The organism is Planotetraspora sp. GP83 (assembly GCF_041262585.1).
Classification (GTDB): domain Bacteria; phylum Actinomycetota; class Actinomycetes; order Streptosporangiales; family Streptosporangiaceae; genus JAOEGB01.
Genome location: NZ_JBGCBZ010000001.1, coordinates 95,812 through 111,207, shown reverse-complemented (window position 1 = coordinate 111,207; position 15,396 = coordinate 95,812). Strand labels below are relative to the sequence as shown.

Genomic DNA, 15,396 nt, shown 5'->3' with positions numbered 1-15,396 from the left:
GGCGATCACGTTGTCTTGGCCGACGTCAGCAGCTCGTGAGGATGACGAGTTGCTGGGTGGCTCGGGTCATCGCGACATAGCGGTCGACCGCTCCCTCGATGCCGTTGCCGAACGCCTCTGGGTCGATGAGGACCACCAGGTCGAACTCGAGCCCCTTCGCCAGCTCGGGGGTCAGCGACCGCACGCGGGACGTCGACCGGAACGTGGGGTCGCCGATGACGCAGGCGATCCCGTCGGCATGCGCGGCGAGCCAGGTGTCGAGGATCGGGCCCAGATCCGAAACGGATCCGTGGACGACGGGGACGCCGCTGCCGCGGATGGAGGTCGGCACGTTGGCGTCCGGGAGCACGGCCCTTATGACCGGCTCGGCTTCCACCATGACCTCTTCCGGTGTCCGGTAGTTGATGCTCAGGGAGGCCAGGTTGATCCGGTCGAGCCCGATCCGCTCGAGCCGTTCCAGCCACGACTCCGTGAACCCGTGCCTGGCCTGGGCACGGTCCCCGACGATGGTGAAGCTCCGGGACGGGCAGCGGAGCAGCAACATCTGCCACTCTGCGTCGGTCAGCTCCTGAGCCTCGTCCACGACGATGTGCGCGAACGGGCCGGCGAGCAGGTCCGGGTCGGTGCCGGGCAGTACGGTCTCGTCGACCAGGGTGTTCCGCATGTCCTCTCCGCGCAGCATCGTCACCAAGCCTTCACCGTCGTCATCGGCCTCGAGCAGGTTGTCGACGACCTGCGCCATGCGCTCGCGTTGGGCGGCGACGGAGGCGTCATGCCGACGCTTACGTCGCGACACCTCCGGGTCGCCGAGCCGCTGCCGTGCCGCGTCCAGGAGCGGCAGGTCGGACACCGTCCAGGCCTGGGCGTCCCCGCGCTGCAGCTTCCGAACGTCGTCGGGGCTGAGCCAGGGAGCGCACATCCGCAGGTAGGCGGGTACCGACCACAGGTCTCCCACGAGGTCAGCCCCTTCGATCAGCGGCCACGCGCGGTTGAAGGTGGTGAGCAGTTCCCTGTTCCGCAGCAGCGACTTGCGGAGCAGGTCAGCCGAGACGTCGTCGCCGTGCTTGTCCATCAGGATCGTGAGCAGTTCCTCCCAGATCCGGTCGCGCGCCTCGTTGTGCGGAGTACCGGGTTCTGGTGCTTCGAACGCCTCGGCCCAATCGTCGGCGCTCAGCCAGACGTCGGACCAGTGGGTCGTGACCGTCATCCCCTTGGTGGGCGGATTCTCGTAGAACCTGACGGCCGGCTCGATCGCCTTCACCATGTTCGCGGACGACTTCAGCAGGGCCACGTCCGGGTCGGTCTCGATCGCCGCCGCTGCGCCCTCGGCGACGAGGTCCCGCAGGGTGCAGGTCCGCACGCCCTCCTCTCCGAGGCTGGGGAGGACGTCTGCCACGTAGGCCAGGTAGGGCTGGTGCGGACCGACGAACAGCACGCCGCCCCGGCGGTGACCGAGGCGAGGGTCGGAGTAAAGGAGGTAGGCGGAGCGGTGCAGAGCGACGACGGTCTTCCCCGTACCCGGACCGCCGTCGACGACGAGAGCGCCGCGGGATCCCGCGCGGATGATGGCGTCCTGGTCGGCCTGGATGGTGCCGAGCACGTCTCGCATCCGGGCCGACCGGTTGCCGCCCAGGCTGGCGATGAAGGCGGACTGGTCGTCGAGCGCGGCGTGCCCTTCGAACCCGTCCGAGGTGAACACCTCGTCCCAGTAGTCGCTGATCCGGCCGCGGGTCCAGCGATACCTGCGGCGGCTCGCCAGACCCATCGGGTTGGCGTGGGTCGCTCCGAAGAACGGCTCAGCCGCGGGGGAACGCCAGTCGATCAGCAGCCGACGACCCGCGCTGTCCGTGAGGCCAAGTCGTCCGACGTATACGGGCTCGGGGTCGTCCGCGCTGACCATGCGTCCGAGGCACAGGTCCAGACCGAAGCGACGCAGTACGCGCAGGCGAGCGGTCAGCCGGTGGATCTCCATGTCCCGGTCCATCGCCTGCCGGCCTGCGCCGCCGGGCGCCTTGCGCTCGGCATCGAGGCGGTCGCCCAGGTCGGCGATCGACTGCTCGAGGCTCTCCGCGATGGCCGCGAAGTGCTTCTCATCACCGGCGATCAGCGTCGGGTCGGCCTTGCGGGAGAGGCGGTCGGGAAGGTCGAACGCGCTGGTAGTCACGTCATTGGCTCCGATCTGAGGTCGCTTGCGACCCTTGCGCGCGGCAAGGCGTCTGGACCGGCGTACGTGACCTCGCCGACGGCGAAGCAGTCCCACCGAGCGCACCGTGTAGCCCAGCGGCACCAGCGGCACGCCGACACGCGCCAGCAGCACCGCGAACTCCTCGTCCGGCGGCGCGCACACCCGGGCATCCGCGCCGAGTTCCCGCAGCCGCACCGCGAGTCCCGCCAACGGTTCGACGTCCCCGCGCGATCCCCACGTCGACAACAACACCCCGCATTTCGCGTCCCCCGTTTCCGCAGGTTCTGGGCCTCGGCCGACGATTCTGCGGCACGACCCGGGTCTTGTGGCAAGCCCCCCGGTGCGCTATACGTTGAGAGTGGAAGGGAGCGGGTAGCGCCGTGACCGGTTCGGCTTCGGAGCCATCACCAGCACGTACGACATCCCCGGGCCGTCTCCCCGTCGGCGTCTCCTATTGGACGTCGAACTCGTTGCCCTCCGGATCGGCCATGGTCACGTGGTGCGATCCCGGCTCCTGGACCGTCCACAGGACCGTGGCGCCGAGCCCTTTGAGCCGGTCCACCTCCGCGTCGCGGCGTTCGGGCCCCGCGTGCAAATCGATGTGGAGCCGGTTCTTGACGGTCTTCGGCTCGGGCACCGCCTGGAAGAGGATCCGCCGGCCGAGGCCGATGCCGCTCTCGGGATCGACCGGATCGTCGGGGTGCCGCACGGCTTGGAGGCCCTTCCACGCCTTTCCGTCGGGCGTGAGCGCGCTCTCCGTGATGACGCCGAGCCCGAGGAGTCGCTCGATCAACACGCTGTTGTCCTCGACCTCATAGCCGAGGGCCTCGGCCCAGAACGCGGCCTGCCGGTGTGGATCGGCGCAGTCGACGACGAGTTTCCAATGGAGAGTCATGTAACTATTTATACTGGGATTGCTCCCGCGACGAGGACCGCTGAGGCACGTCCGCACGATCCGCTCCGGCGCCACGACGTCGTGGTAGACGCCTCTGAAGCCGTACTCCCCGCCGCCGGCGTCGACGTTGACGAGCCGCCAGAGGCCGCCCGGCCTGACGTCCATGCGGTCGACCCTGGTGGCGAGGAACCGCAGCCCCCACCCTCGCACGCCCACTGCCGGCGCATCCCCTCCATGGCGTCGAGGGCGACCTTGAAGCCCCCCAGCCCGGGGAGGGTCTGGGGTCCTCCGCCGCCGTGGGCTGCGGCAATGAGTGATGTCCGGTGAGTGATGTCCGGTGAGTGATGTCCCTGAGGGACCACATCGTCAGGTGGCGGCCGCCTCCACGTCGAGCGCGTCGAGCGCGGCCCACACCTCCTCGGGGATCGGCCGGCGGAACGCCGCGAGGTTGGCGCGCACCTGGGCGGGTTCGTGCGCTCCCAGCAGGATGGACCGCACGGCCGGATGGCGGAGGGGGAAGCGCATGGCCGCCGCGGCGATGGGCACGCCGTACCGGTCGCACACGGCGGCGATCCGCCGCACCTCCTCCGAGGCGTCGGGGCCGGGCGCGGCCAGCTCGCCGCGGTGGAACAGCGCTCCGGCGACCACCGTGATGCCGCGCTCCCGGCAGAGCGGCAGCAACTCGTCGAAGGCCGACCGGCGCAGCAGGGTGGCCTGGTTGGCGGCCAGCAGGACGTCCGGGTCGGCGTGTTTCACGAAGTCGACGAGCATCCGCGACTGGTTCATGCCGATCCCGATCGCCCGCACCACCCCCTGATCGCGCAGCGAGGCGAGCGCCGGGAAGGCGGAGTCGATCGCCTGCCGCCAGTGGTCGTCGGGGTCGTGGATGAACAGGATGTCGATCCGGTCCACGCCGAGGCGGTCGAGCGACTCCGAGACGCTGCGCAGCACCCCGTCCGCGCTGAAGTCCCACTCGACGTGCCGGTCGTTGGAGACGGCGAAGATGGGCGGGGCGCCGGCCCCTGGCCGGACGAGCCGGCCGACCTTGGTGGACAGCACGTAGTCGTCCCTGGGCACGCCGCGGAGCACCCGGCCCATCCGCTGCTCGGCCAGGCCGAGCCCGTAGAAGGGCGCGGTGTCGAAGTAACGGACCCCCTCCTCCCAGGCGGTCTGGACGACGGCCTCGGCCTGGGCGTCGGAGATGGGCCGTAGGTAGTTGCCGAGGGGCCCGCCGCCAAGCCCCACGTCGGGCAGCTTCAGCGGCTCCGTCATCGGACCCTTCACCGGCGCCGTCATTGGCTCCGTCATTGGCTCCGTCATTCGGCACCCGCGCCCTCGGCGGGCTCCACCAGGGGCTCCAGGTGGAGCCAGGTCGTGACGACCTCGGAGACGGCTTCGAGGTGGTGGTCCTCCCCCGCCTCGACGATGAGCACGTCACCCGCCGAGAAGTCCTCGGCCGTGCCGTCGATGTGGATCCGCCCCGAACCGGACAGGATGAGGAAGATCTCCGGATCCGGGTGGGTGTGCGGCCCCTCGGCGTGGCTCACCTCGCCGGGCACGAGCGTCGAGACGCCGCCCCCTCCGACGCGGTAGCCGGGCAGCCCCACACCGGAGCCGAACGCCGCCAGCGTGCGTCTACGCATTGACCCCTGCCTCCTTGGCCGCCTGCTCGATGGCGGCCAGCTCGTCATCGGTGAAGTCGAGCCGGTCGACGGCCGCGACGTTGGCTTCGAGTTGCTCCGGACTGCTCGCGCCGACCAGCACGGATGTGATCCGGGGGTCGCGCAGCGCCCAGGCGAGGGCGAGCTGGGCGACGCTCTGGCCGCGCCCGGACGCGATCTCACCGAGCGCGCGGACGAAGGCGAGCACCTCCGGGGTGATCCGGTCGGGCGTCAGAAAACGGCCGACGCTGGCCCGGGAGCCCTCCGGGATGCCGTCGAGGTAACGGTCGGTCAGCATGCCCTGGGCCAGCGGCGAGTAGACGACGCAGCCCATGCCCTCCCTCTCCAGCACGCCGAGCAGCTCGTCCTCGATGCGCCGGTTCAGCAGCGAGTACGCCGGCTGGTGTACCACCAGCGGGGTGCCCAGCTCGCGCAGCACCCGGGCGGCCTCGGCGGTACGGTCGGGGCGGTAGTTCGACACGCCGGCGTAAACCGCCCGGCCGGACCTCACGATGTGGTCGAGCGCGGCGGCCGTCTCCTCCAGCGGCGTGGTGTCGTCGTCGCGGTGCAGGTAGAAGATGTCGACGTGGTCGAGCCCCAGCCGTTCGAGCGAACGGTCGAACGCCGCGAGCACGTGCTTGCGGGAGTTGCCGCTGCCGTACGGACCGTCCCACACGGGGTTGGAGCTCTTGGTGGAGACGACGATCTCCTCGCGGCGCACGCCGAGATCGCGGAACAGCGTGCCGAAGTTGCGCTCGGCGGCGCCGATCGGCGGCCCGTAGCGGTCGGCGATGTCGAAATGGGTGATGCCGAGGTCGAGGGCCTTCCGCAGGATCGCCCGCTGGCCGTCGAGGGGGTGCTCGTCTCCGAAGTTGTGCCAGAGGCCGAGGGAGACGGCGGGCAGCTTGAGGCCGCTGCGGCCGCATCTCCTGTACGGCTGGCGTTCGTAGTTCAAGCCGTCCCTCCTTCGGGGTTCCAGTCGTCAGAAATCAACGTCCCGCGATCCCGGTCAGCGTGACGCCGCGGATGAAGGTCTTCTGGGCGATGAAGAACAGCACCAGGATGGGGAGCATCGACAGCAGCGCGACCGCCATCATCTGGTTGTACTGGGTGGCGTAAGCGCCGGAGAACATGCCGAGCCCGAGGGGAAGGGTGAACTTCTCCGTCGAGCGGATGTAGATGACCGGCTCCAAGTACTGGTTCCAGTTGCTGACGAACGAGAACAGGCAGATCGCCGCGATCGCCGGTTTCGACAGCGGCAGCATGACCTTCCAGAGGATGCGCAGCTCGGAGGCTCCGTCGATGCGGGCCGCGTCGATGAGCTCCTGCGGGATCGTGGTGAAGAACTGGCGCAGCAGGAAGATGTAGAGCGCCACGCCGAAGAACTCCGGCACGATGAGCGGCAGGTACGTGTTCACCCAGCCGAGCTTGGAGAACAGGATGAACTTCGGCACCAGCGTGATCTCGCGGGGGATCATCATGGTGGCGAGCATGGCCGCGAACAGCACGCCCGCCCATCTCGCCCGCATCCTGGCGAAGGCGTAGGCGGGGAGGACGCACGAGACCAGGTTACCCAGCATCGACAGCGCCGTGATCAGGACGGTGTTCACCAGGAAGGTGGTGAACGGCAGCGACCCCGACCAGCCACGCGCGTAGTTCTCGAAGTGGAAGGAGCCGGGGATGAACTGCGGCGGGAACGCCAGGTTCTCCTCGTCCGACTTGAGCGAGGTCGTGACCATCCACAGGAAGGGCAGGACGAAGATCGCCGTGCTGATGACCAGGAGCACGTAGGCGCCCGACCGGCGGATCCGCCTGATCCGCTGGGCCTGTTCGGGGGTCGGGGCCGCGCGCCGCGGTGCGGACCTGGCGGTCACGGGGCCGGCCGCCTCGGCGGCCATCGTGGTCCCTCTCATTTGAACTCGTAGTGGACCCAGTGCCTGGCCAGGCGGAACTGGACAAGCGTGACGGCGATGACGATGGCGAACATCGCCCAGGACAGGGTGGCGGCGTAGCCCATGTCGAAGTAGACGAAAGCGTTCCGGTAGATGTAGAGCCCGAGCACCATCGTGGCGTTGCCGGGGCCGCCCTCGGTCATGACGAGGATGAGCACGTAGCCCTGCAGGCTCGCGATGAACCCGGTCACCACGTTGAAGAAGATGACCGGCGACATCATGGGCACGGTCACGCTCCAGAACCGGCGCCACCAGCCCGCGCCGTCGATCTCGGCCGCCTCGTAGAGCGTCCTGGGGATGCCTTGCAGCCCGGCGAGGTAGATGACCATGGTGTTGCCGGCGCCCCACACGCTCATCAGGACCAGCGCGGGGATGGCCCACTCCTGCGAGGCCAGCCAGCCGGGGCCCTCGATGCCCACCATGGCCAGCACCTTGTTGATCAGGCCGTAGTCCGGGTGCAGGATGTTCAGCCACAGCAGCGCCGTGGCCAGGCCCGACACGACCGACGGAAGGTACATCACGGTGCGGAACAACCCCTGGAAGCGCAGCGGCTGGTTGAGCAGCAACGCCAGCAGGAACGTGAAGGTGACGCCGAGCGCGACGGACCCGATGCCGTACTGGAAGGTGTTCCCGATGGACTCCCAGAACTCGGGGTCGCCGAACATCCGCCGGTAGTTCGCCAGGCCGACCCACTCCGCGCTCCTGAGCAGGTTCCAGTCCATGAAGCTGATCACTATGGCGGCGACGATCGGCCCGGCGCTGAACAGGACGAACCCGATCAGCCACGGCGACACGAACCCGTAGAATCGCCGCGCCTCGCGGCGGGCCAGCGTGTGGCCCCGCCGCGGGAGGGTGAGCGCGGTCATCAGGCGATCTTGTTCTCGGCGAGGAGCGGCGTGACCTTGTCGGCGATCTCGCGGAGCGCGGACTCGAGGTCGGTCTTGCCGAGCATGGCCCGCTCCCAGATCGGCTTGGCCGTGTTGACGACCTTCTTGTTGGCGGGCAGCTTCATCACGCCGTCGGTGGAGGCGTAGTCGGCCAGCACGTCCTTGACCAGCTTGGCGATGTCCTGAGGGATGCCGAGGGCCTCGGCGTTGGGCTCCCAGGCCGACTGCCGGGCGGGCGCGCTGATCCGGCGGAACTGCTGCCCGGTCGAGGACAGGAACTCGTGCATGTAGATCCAGGCGGCGTCCTTGTTCTGCGACGAGGCCGGCATCACCAGCGCGCTGCCGACGGCCGGGGTGAACCGTCCCGCGGGGCCCTTCGGCACGTGGGTGGCGCCCCACTTGAACGCCTTCTGCTTGGACAGCTCGGTCATCAGCCAGGCGCCGTTGATGTGCATGGCCGCGTGGCCCGTCTTGAACGGCTCGACCTTCTCCAGGAGCTGCAGCTCGGCCAGGCTCGGCACGGCCTTGTCCTTCAGCAGGAGGTCGAGCCACAGGCCCATGGCCTTGGCCGCCGCCGGCTCGGTGATGACGACGGCCGACTCGTCGGCGTTGAGGAACCGGCCGCCGTGCGGCATGAGGAATACGGCCGACAAATCGGGCGAGGGGATGGGCATCGGCGAGAACCCGTAGACCTTCTCCGCGCCCGACCCACTCGTCATCTTCCTGGCCGCGTCCAACATCTTGTCGACGGTCCAGCCCTCGTCCGGGTGCTTGATCCCGGCCTTGTCGAACAGGTCCTTGTTGAAGAACAGGAGCTTCGGCGCCATGTCGGTCGGCAGGCCGTACAGCTTGCCGTCGCGCTGGAAGTAGGCGAGCCCCTTCTGCGGCAGGTCGTCCATGTCGAACGACGGCGTCTTGGCGACGTAGTCGTCCAGCAGCTGGAGGATGTTGTTCGCGATGAAGTTCTGCGTCCAGGAGTAGTGGTTGTACATGACGTCGGGCAACACGCCGCCCGCCGCCTGCGCCATGTACTTGGTGAGGAAGTCGTCGACCGACGGCGAGATCTCGCGCTTGATCTCGATGTTCGGGTGCCGCTTCTTGAAGAAGAAGTCGAACTGGGTGTTCCGCACCTCCGCGATGACGTCGGAGGTCATGGCGACCGTGATGGCGACCTTCGAGGCGGGGTCGGCCACGTCGGTCTTCGGCCAGGTCAGCGAGTTGTCGAGCGCCTCGGCCTCCTCGAACGGCCAGGTCTCGTTGCCGGGCCGGTTCGGGTCCAGCGTCGGCACGCCCGACTTGACCGGGGCGGCGGCGTGCTTCTGCTTGCGCGTGTCTCCGCCGCAGGCGCCCAGCACGGGCACCGCCGCGGCGGCCACCGCGAGGGCGAGCATCCGGCGCCGGTTCAACTGGAGGCGGTTCATGTCCAGGCGGTTCATGTCCATGGGGAGTGGCCCTTTCAGAGGAAGAGCTCTATGACCGGCACCGCCACATCTGGGCGCCGCACCGGGAGCTGGAGGGTGAGCGTGCCGTCCGGAAGCGCCGAAAGCCGGGTGTGGCCGCTGTCCACGGAAGGGTCGGGGATCAGCGTGCGGATCTCGGAGGCGTCGTTGAGCAGCTGCGCGTACCGGACCCGCCCGGCCAGACCGGGCAGGTGCAGGTGCCGGTACGGCCAGCTGAACAGGTGCACGTACAGCCGGTCGCCGGCTTGCGTGTAGCGGCAGTCGGGCGGGGCCTGATACGCGCTGGGCCCCGCCCCGTAGATGGAGCGGCCGTGCAGCCGCATCCACTCCCCGATGCCCCGGAGCGTCGCCAGCGCCCCGGGTTCGAACTCGCCGCGCCCGTTGGGCCCGACGTTGAGCAGCAGGTTGCCGTCCTTGGAGACGGTGTCGACGAGCATGCGGACGAGCAGGTCGACTGGCTTCCAGTCGAGATTGTCCCGGTCGTAGCCCCAGCTCCCGTTGAGGGTCTGACAGGCCTCCCAGACCTCCCCCACGGGACCGGCGGGCTGGTACTGCTCCGGGGTGACGAAGTCGCCGGGCACCTCCAGCCGGTCGTTGATCAGCGCACCCGGCTGCAGCCTGCGCACCAGCGCGACGAGCTCTTCGGAGCGCCAGTCGGCCCTGCCCTTGCCGCCGGGTGTGAGCTTGCCGCCGCGCCGCCGCGCCGAATAGGAGAAGTCAAACCACATCGTGTCGATGGGGCCGTAGCGGGTGAGCAGCTCCTCCACCTGGCCGTGCAGATAGTCCGCATATTTCGTGATGTCGCGGCCCTCGTTGGAGACACCCTCGGCGTAGGCCGGATGCAGCCCGTCGATGGGGAAGTCCGGGTGGTGCCAGTCGATCAGCGAGTGGTAGAAGCCCACGCCCAGGCCCTTCGCCCGGAACGCGCTGACGATCGGCCCCACCAGGTCCTTGCCGTACGGCGTGCCGGTGACGCAGTAGTCGGTGAGCGCCGAGTCCCACAGGCAGAACCCGTCGTGGTGCTTGGTGGTGAGCACCATGTAGCGCATGCCCGCGTCCCCGGCCGCCTCCGCCCACGCGTCCGGGTCGAACAGGTCGGGTGCGAACTGCTCGAAATAGACCCGGTATCGCTCGTCGGTGAGGCGCTCGCGCTGCTTGACCCACTCGTGGCGGGCCGCCAGCGCGTAGAGACCCCAATGGATGAACAGACCGAAGCGCTGCTCCCGGAACTCCGCCAGTCGAGCACCAAAGCTCCGATGACTGGCGTTCATACTTGTGAACGACGTCTCTCTATGTGACCGGTCGGGCATGGCCGTACCGTAGACGCGGCAATTAACTTCGTCAAGAATTGAATTGCAAGTTCTTGCAACTTATGGTTAACCGCACTGTGAGGACCGGAAAGCCCTAATCCTCCTATGTTTCCGCTCACTCATGCTCCAAGCGCCCTGACCGCTCTCACCCGGAAGGAACGGTGGACATGCCCGACTGGGCCCTCAGTGCCGGCGAGCTGACCGCGGTGGTCGCGCTTTCCCCCTCGGGCGAGCTCACCCTGGCCGTACGGCGGGGCGGCGACGAGGTCGTGGCACCGTCAAGGCTCGGCATCCGCGCCGCGCACGAGGATCTGAGCCGCGACCTGACCTTCGACGGCATCACCAGCAGGGAAGTCGACGAGTCCTACACGACGCTGGTGGGCAAGCGGCGGGCGCACCGATACGTCGCCACGGAATGGACGCTGGGGTTCACCAAGGGCGGGCACCGGCTCGACGTGCAGGTTCAGGTCTCCGGCCAGGGCGTGGCGTACCGATACGTCGTGCCGTGGCGAGGCCCCGTGACCGTCTGCGAGGAGGCGTCCGAGTACGTCATCGCGCCCACCGCCCGTGCGGTGCTGCTGCCGTACGAGAACGGCAGGTGCGACTACGAGGAGATCCACCGTCACACGACCGCCGGGACGGCCGAGCCGATCCTCTACGGGTACCCGTCGCTGTTCCAGGTCGGGGGCAGGTCTCATATCGACGGCACCTGGCTGCTGGTCACCGAGTCGCGGCTGGACGGGACGTACGCGGGCTCCCGGCTGAGGTTCGACGGCGACGCGTTCCGCCTCGACCTGCCCGACCCCTACGTCACGGCGGCCAGCCCGCTCGTCACACCGTGGCGCACGATGATCATCGGTGACCTGTCCACGATCGTCGAGAGCGACCTGGTGACCAGCCTGGCGGAGCCCTCGAAACTCGACGACACCTCGTGGATCAAGCCGGGCGCCGCCGCCTGGTCGTGGTGGTCCGACGCCCCCTCCACCCGCGACCTGGAGGCGCAGAAGCGGTGGGTCGACTACGCCGCCTCCCAGGGCTGGCCGTACCTGCTGGCCGACGCGGGCTGGAACAAGGAGTGGATGCCCGAGCTCCTCTCCTACGCCGCAGGGCGGGGCGTCGGCGTCTTCCTCTGGTCGCACTGGCAGCACCTCGACACCGAGCTGGAGTTCCGCGAGAAGCTCGCGGTCTGGAGGGAGTGGGGCGCGGTCGGCGTGAAGATCGACTTCACGGAGTCCGACGGCCAGGACCGGATGCGCTGGTTCGACGCCATCCTCGCGGCGACCTCCAGTCTGCGCATGATGATCGTCTTCCACGGCGGCACGATCCCGCGCGGCACCGAGCGGACCTGGCCCCAGTTCATGACCGCGGAGGCGGTCAAGGGCGCCGAGTGGATCAAGCCCAAGCCCGGGAAGGAGCCGATCTACCCGCCCGCCCATTACCTCTCGCTCGCGTTCACCCGCAACGTCCAGGGCCCGATGGACTTCACGCCCTGCACGTTCACCGGCGTCCGCGCCATCTCCGCCGGGTTCGAACTGGCCCTCGCGGTCATCTTCGAGTCGGGCGTCCAGCACTTCGCCGACAGCGTCGAGTCGTACGGGTCACGCCCGGAGGCGCAGCGGTTGCTGGCGCGGGTCCCCACCGCGTGGGACGACACGAGGCTGCTGTCCGGCGACCCCGCCGACCACATCGTGATCGCCCGGAAATACGGCGAGGGAACCGGCGAGGAGTGGTACGTCGGGGCGGGAGTCTCCGGCCCGGCCCGGACGATCACCGTGCCGCTCACCTTCGCCGGCGAGGGCGAGTGGGCGGCCGACATCTATCGGGACGCACCGGACGACCGGATCGTCACCGAGACGGTCACCGTGACCGCCGGGGGCAAGCTCGACATCCCCGTCGCGTTCAACGGCGGCTTCACGGTGCACCTCAGGCGCATCATCCCCTTCCGGCACGTCAACTACGAGCAGCGGGAACCCTCATGAAAAAGCATGGTTTACGAATCGCGGGGGCACTGTGGGCGTGCGCGCTCCTGGCCGTCGCGACCCCAGCGGCCGCCGACCCCACCCCCACCACATCGGAGCAAGGCGCCGCCGGTGAGCGCGCACCGCACTGGGAGCTCCGCTGGAGTCCCCAACCCTGGCGAGACGGCGTCGGCGCCTTCGAGGCGCTCGAAGACGACCGGCGCGGCTCCGACCCGGAGGGCGCGCCCCACGTCCGCGTGGACCGCAACGCCTACCGGTTCGACTCGCACGTCATCGACCGCGACGGATCCGACCGCATGCGCAGCGAGGTCAGAGGGATGCGGACGAGCGACGGCAGGGCGCTCGAGATCCGCAAGGACGAGACCTGGCGGATCAGCTACGACATGTACATCCCGGACACGCTCGACGCGACCAGCCAGTTCACCCACATCTGGCAGATGAAGACGTCCGACACGAGCACCCCTGTGGCGCAGATCTCGCTGCCGATCAAGAGCGGCGTGCCGTCGATCGAGGCGCGCTACTGGATCCAGAACGAGAACGCGCACCCGGTGGGCTTCACCGCCCTCGAACCGCTGCAGAACAAGTGGATCTCCACCACGCTGGAGTTCAAGTCGTCCGACGACGGCTACATGCGCTGGATCCTGCGGGACGGCCCGCGGACGATCGTCGACCAGCGCGTCGACCACATCGACCTGTGGTGGACCGAGGAGCAGTACAACCGGCCCAAGTGGGGCGTCTACCGCAGCATCAAGAGCGCCGGTCTGCAGGACACCTACCTGCTCATCAAGGATCTCAAGGCGTGGCAGCTCGGCCGGGCGACGCCGCCCGTCAAGCTCCCGCCGCCCGACCGGAGCCCCGGCGCGTACGAGGCCGAGCGCGTCGGCAACGTCTTCGAGGGCGCGGCGGAGGCCGCCTACTGCGCCGTCTGCTCCGGCGGCCGGAAGGTCATCCTCATCGGCGGCAACATCTACGACTTCGCGGTGGTCAAGGGCGTGCTGTCGGAGACGACCGCGACGAAGCAGATGACGATCCACGCGCTCGTGGACGGCACGCAGTCCTACCTGGTCAGCGTCAACGGCGCCAACGCGGTCGAAGTGCCCATGACCGGCACCGCCGGCACGGTGACGACGGCCACGGTCCCGGTGAACCTGGTCGCCGGCGTCAACACGATCAGGTTCTACAGCCACACAGCCCGGTCCCCCGAGCTCGACAAGATCGTGATCAGCTGATCCGCGGGACGAGTTCCAGCAGCCCTCCGGTCGGCACCGTGACCGGGTGGACGCCGGGGGTGAGCGAGAGGACGCTCTCGCTCACCGTCCGGCCCCGGCAGTCGACGACCCGGGCGCCGGCCACACCGGCCTCGCGGACGTCGAGCAGGACCTCGGCCGAGGAGTCGGCGTTGGCCACCAATAGCGTGTGAACGGGCGGCACCTCGACCGGCAGCGGCGCGTAGCGCCCGACGATCACCGTGTCGTCGCCCCGGGCCCGCACCAGCGGGTAGCCCAGGTCGGGCCGGGCGGGCTCGAACACGCCGCCCTGCAGCACTGCGGCGTTCCGCCGGAAGAAGCCGAGCCAGAACGCCAGCGCCGCCTCCTGCCCGGGCGTCAGCGCGGTCAGGTCCGCCGAGATCTGCGGCACGGCGAACAGCACGTTGATGAGTTGCGCGGCGACCCGCTCGGGGCTCTCCGAGGGATGCCACATCAGCATGTCGGCGTGTACGGCGAGCGGCCCGGCCACCAGTCGCAGGTCGACGGTGCGCTGCCGGTTGTGTGCCGGGCTCAGGGGGCAGTCGGACGCGCGGATCATCGTCGCGTACGGCCACAGGCCCGGGCTGACGTACGGCTGCCGCAACTCGACAAGCACACGGTCAGCCGGCACTCGCTCCCCCGGAACGCGGGGGCCGAGCCGCTCCCCGAGGTCGGCCAGCAGCCTTCGCACCCCCTCGGTCACCGTCGCGCAGTCGGCCTCCGAGCCGGGCGGCGGTGGGTTCGGAGTGACGAACTGGTCGATGAAGTCGATCTTCAGGCCATCGGTGTGCCACTCGCGCACGGCCCTGGCGAGGTTGCCGCACAGCAGGTCGCGGATGGCGGGATGGCGCGGGTCCACCACGACCGCGTCCATGTGCTCCTTGTACGCCAGCGCGTACGGCTGGACCTGGTCCCACAGAGCGGTGTGGCGTCCGACGAAGGGCAGGGCGTACCACAGGAGGTAGGCCGTCCCGCCATCCCGCACCCGCGCCACATGACCCGACATATCAGGAAACGAGGTGGTTGACGGGTGCCATTCGCCGACGTAGCCGTAGCCGCGTCCCCGGTCGTCGCTGTGCCAGCCGTCATCCACGATGATCATGTCGCAGCCGAGCCGTTTCGCGGCGGCCGCCTGCCGCTCCACGGCGTCGGCGTTCACGTGCTGCTGCATGGCGTACCACGTCGAATAGACGGGCATCCGCGCGATCTCCGGCACGCCGGGCCAGGAGTCCCACTGCTCCGCCCACCACGCTGCGACGTCGGCGAGGGCGTGCGAGAACGGCCGGCCGCCGAGGTCCAGCCGGAGCACGAGCGGGTCGCCGGGGCCTGCCTCGTGCTCGGCCCAGAACCCGAACTCGGCGGTCTCCTCCACGACCCCCGTCCTCATCGTGACCGGCCTGACGACCTCGCGGAGGGCGAAGGCGCACAGCGACACGTCGCCCGCGCCGACCAGGCAGCCCACGGGGGTGCCCTTCTCCAGCGACACGGTGCGCGGCCGGCGCCAGAACGGCGGGAGCCCGCGGTGCTCGCCGCCGTCCGGGGTCCAGAACGCCGTCGCGGCGACGCACGGCAGCAGCCAGGCCACCCTCACCACGGAGACGACGGCCGGTTCGACGTGGACCTCCACGACGCCGCCGGCGAGCCGATGGACGGTCCACGACGACTCGGCGGCGCCTGTGACGTCGAGGACCAGCTCGGCCCCGCCCGCGAAGAGCCCTGTGGGCACCCGCGCCTCGGCGGCCTCGGCCCGGTCGCCCCCATCGTGCGGCTGCCAGATGCCGGGGGCGGCCTGTGACATGCTCTGGGAGTCCCCGGTCAAT

General features: G+C 69.3%; 12 protein-coding genes. 2 read left to right on the top strand and 10 right to left on the bottom strand.

All coding sequences use genetic code 11. The features are described 5' to 3' along the window. Positions 1–25: 25 nt before the first annotated feature. The 9 genes from helR to ABH927_RS00440 all read right to left on the bottom strand — a co-directional run bounded on the left by helR (position 26) and on the right by ABH927_RS00440 (position 10,311). The gene (gene helR, locus ABH927_RS00485) at positions 26–2,164 is read right to left on the bottom strand and encodes an RNA polymerase recycling motor ATPase HelR (RefSeq protein WP_370017830.1); all 2,139 of its coding nucleotides are present in this window, start codon (positions 2,162–2,164) and stop codon (positions 26–28) included. Positions 2,165–2,636: 472 nt separating this feature from the next. Further along, positions 2,637–3,290 carry a VOC family protein gene (locus tag ABH927_RS00480; RefSeq protein ID WP_407072825.1) on the bottom strand — a complete coding sequence of 218 codons (654 nt, stop codon included), beginning with the start codon at positions 3,288–3,290 and terminating at the stop codon, positions 2,637–2,639. 156 nt (positions 3,291–3,446) lie between these two features. Next, the gene (locus tag ABH927_RS00470; protein ID WP_370017388.1) at positions 3,447–4,352 is read right to left on the bottom strand and encodes an aldo/keto reductase; all 906 of its coding nucleotides are present in this window, start codon (positions 4,350–4,352) and stop codon (positions 3,447–3,449) included. A gap of 44 nt (positions 4,353–4,396) precedes the next feature. Beyond that, positions 4,397–4,723, bottom strand: a complete 327-nt coding sequence (locus tag ABH927_RS00465; protein ID WP_370017387.1) for a cupin domain-containing protein — start codon at positions 4,721–4,723, stop codon at positions 4,397–4,399. Then, a complete protein-coding gene (locus ABH927_RS00460) occupies positions 4,716–5,696 on the bottom strand; it encodes an aldo/keto reductase (RefSeq protein WP_370017386.1) in 981 nt (326 codons plus the stop codon). The genes ABH927_RS00465 and ABH927_RS00460 overlap by 8 nt, the downstream gene beginning before the upstream one ends. A 34-nt stretch (positions 5,697–5,730) precedes the next feature. Then, positions 5,731–6,654 carry a carbohydrate ABC transporter permease gene (locus tag ABH927_RS00455; RefSeq protein ID WP_370017385.1) on the bottom strand — a complete coding sequence of 308 codons (924 nt, stop codon included), beginning with the start codon at positions 6,652–6,654 and terminating at the stop codon, positions 5,731–5,733. Next, positions 6,651–7,559, bottom strand: a complete 909-nt coding sequence (locus tag ABH927_RS00450; RefSeq protein ID WP_370017384.1) for a carbohydrate ABC transporter permease — start codon at positions 7,557–7,559, stop codon at positions 6,651–6,653. The genes ABH927_RS00455 and ABH927_RS00450 overlap by 4 nt, the downstream gene beginning before the upstream one ends. Beyond that, on the bottom strand, positions 7,559–9,022 hold the full coding sequence (locus ABH927_RS00445; protein ID WP_370017383.1) for a sugar ABC transporter substrate-binding protein: 1,464 nt from the start codon (positions 9,020–9,022) through the stop codon (positions 7,559–7,561). Before ABH927_RS00445 ends, ABH927_RS00450 begins: the two co-directional genes overlap by 1 nt. A gap of 14 nt (positions 9,023–9,036) precedes the next feature. Beyond that, complete coding sequence (locus tag ABH927_RS00440; protein ID WP_370017382.1) at positions 9,037–10,311, bottom strand: alpha-L-fucosidase; 1,275 nt, start codon at positions 10,309–10,311, stop codon at positions 9,037–9,039. 206 nt (positions 10,312–10,517) lie between these two features. On the opposite strand from ABH927_RS00440, the gene ABH927_RS00435 reads away from it, so the two are divergent. Together ABH927_RS00435 and ABH927_RS00430 are read left to right on the top strand one after the other, a co-directional pair. After that, positions 10,518–12,329: a glycoside hydrolase family 97 catalytic domain-containing protein gene (locus tag ABH927_RS00435; protein ID WP_370017381.1), complete on the top strand. Its 1,812-nt coding sequence runs from the start codon at positions 10,518–10,520 to the stop codon at positions 12,327–12,329. Continuing rightward, entirely contained in the window at positions 12,326–13,558 is a 1,233-nt protein-coding gene (locus ABH927_RS00430) for a hypothetical protein (protein ID WP_370017380.1), read from the top strand. The genes ABH927_RS00435 and ABH927_RS00430 overlap by 4 nt, the downstream gene beginning before the upstream one ends. Here ABH927_RS00430 and ABH927_RS00425 read toward each other — a convergent pair. Beyond that, entirely contained in the window at positions 13,551–15,395 is a 1,845-nt protein-coding gene (locus ABH927_RS00425) for a glycoside hydrolase family 36 protein (RefSeq protein WP_370017379.1), read from the bottom strand. The genes ABH927_RS00430 and ABH927_RS00425 overlap by 8 nt on opposite strands. Between the last annotated feature and the right edge of the window lies 1 nt (position 15,396).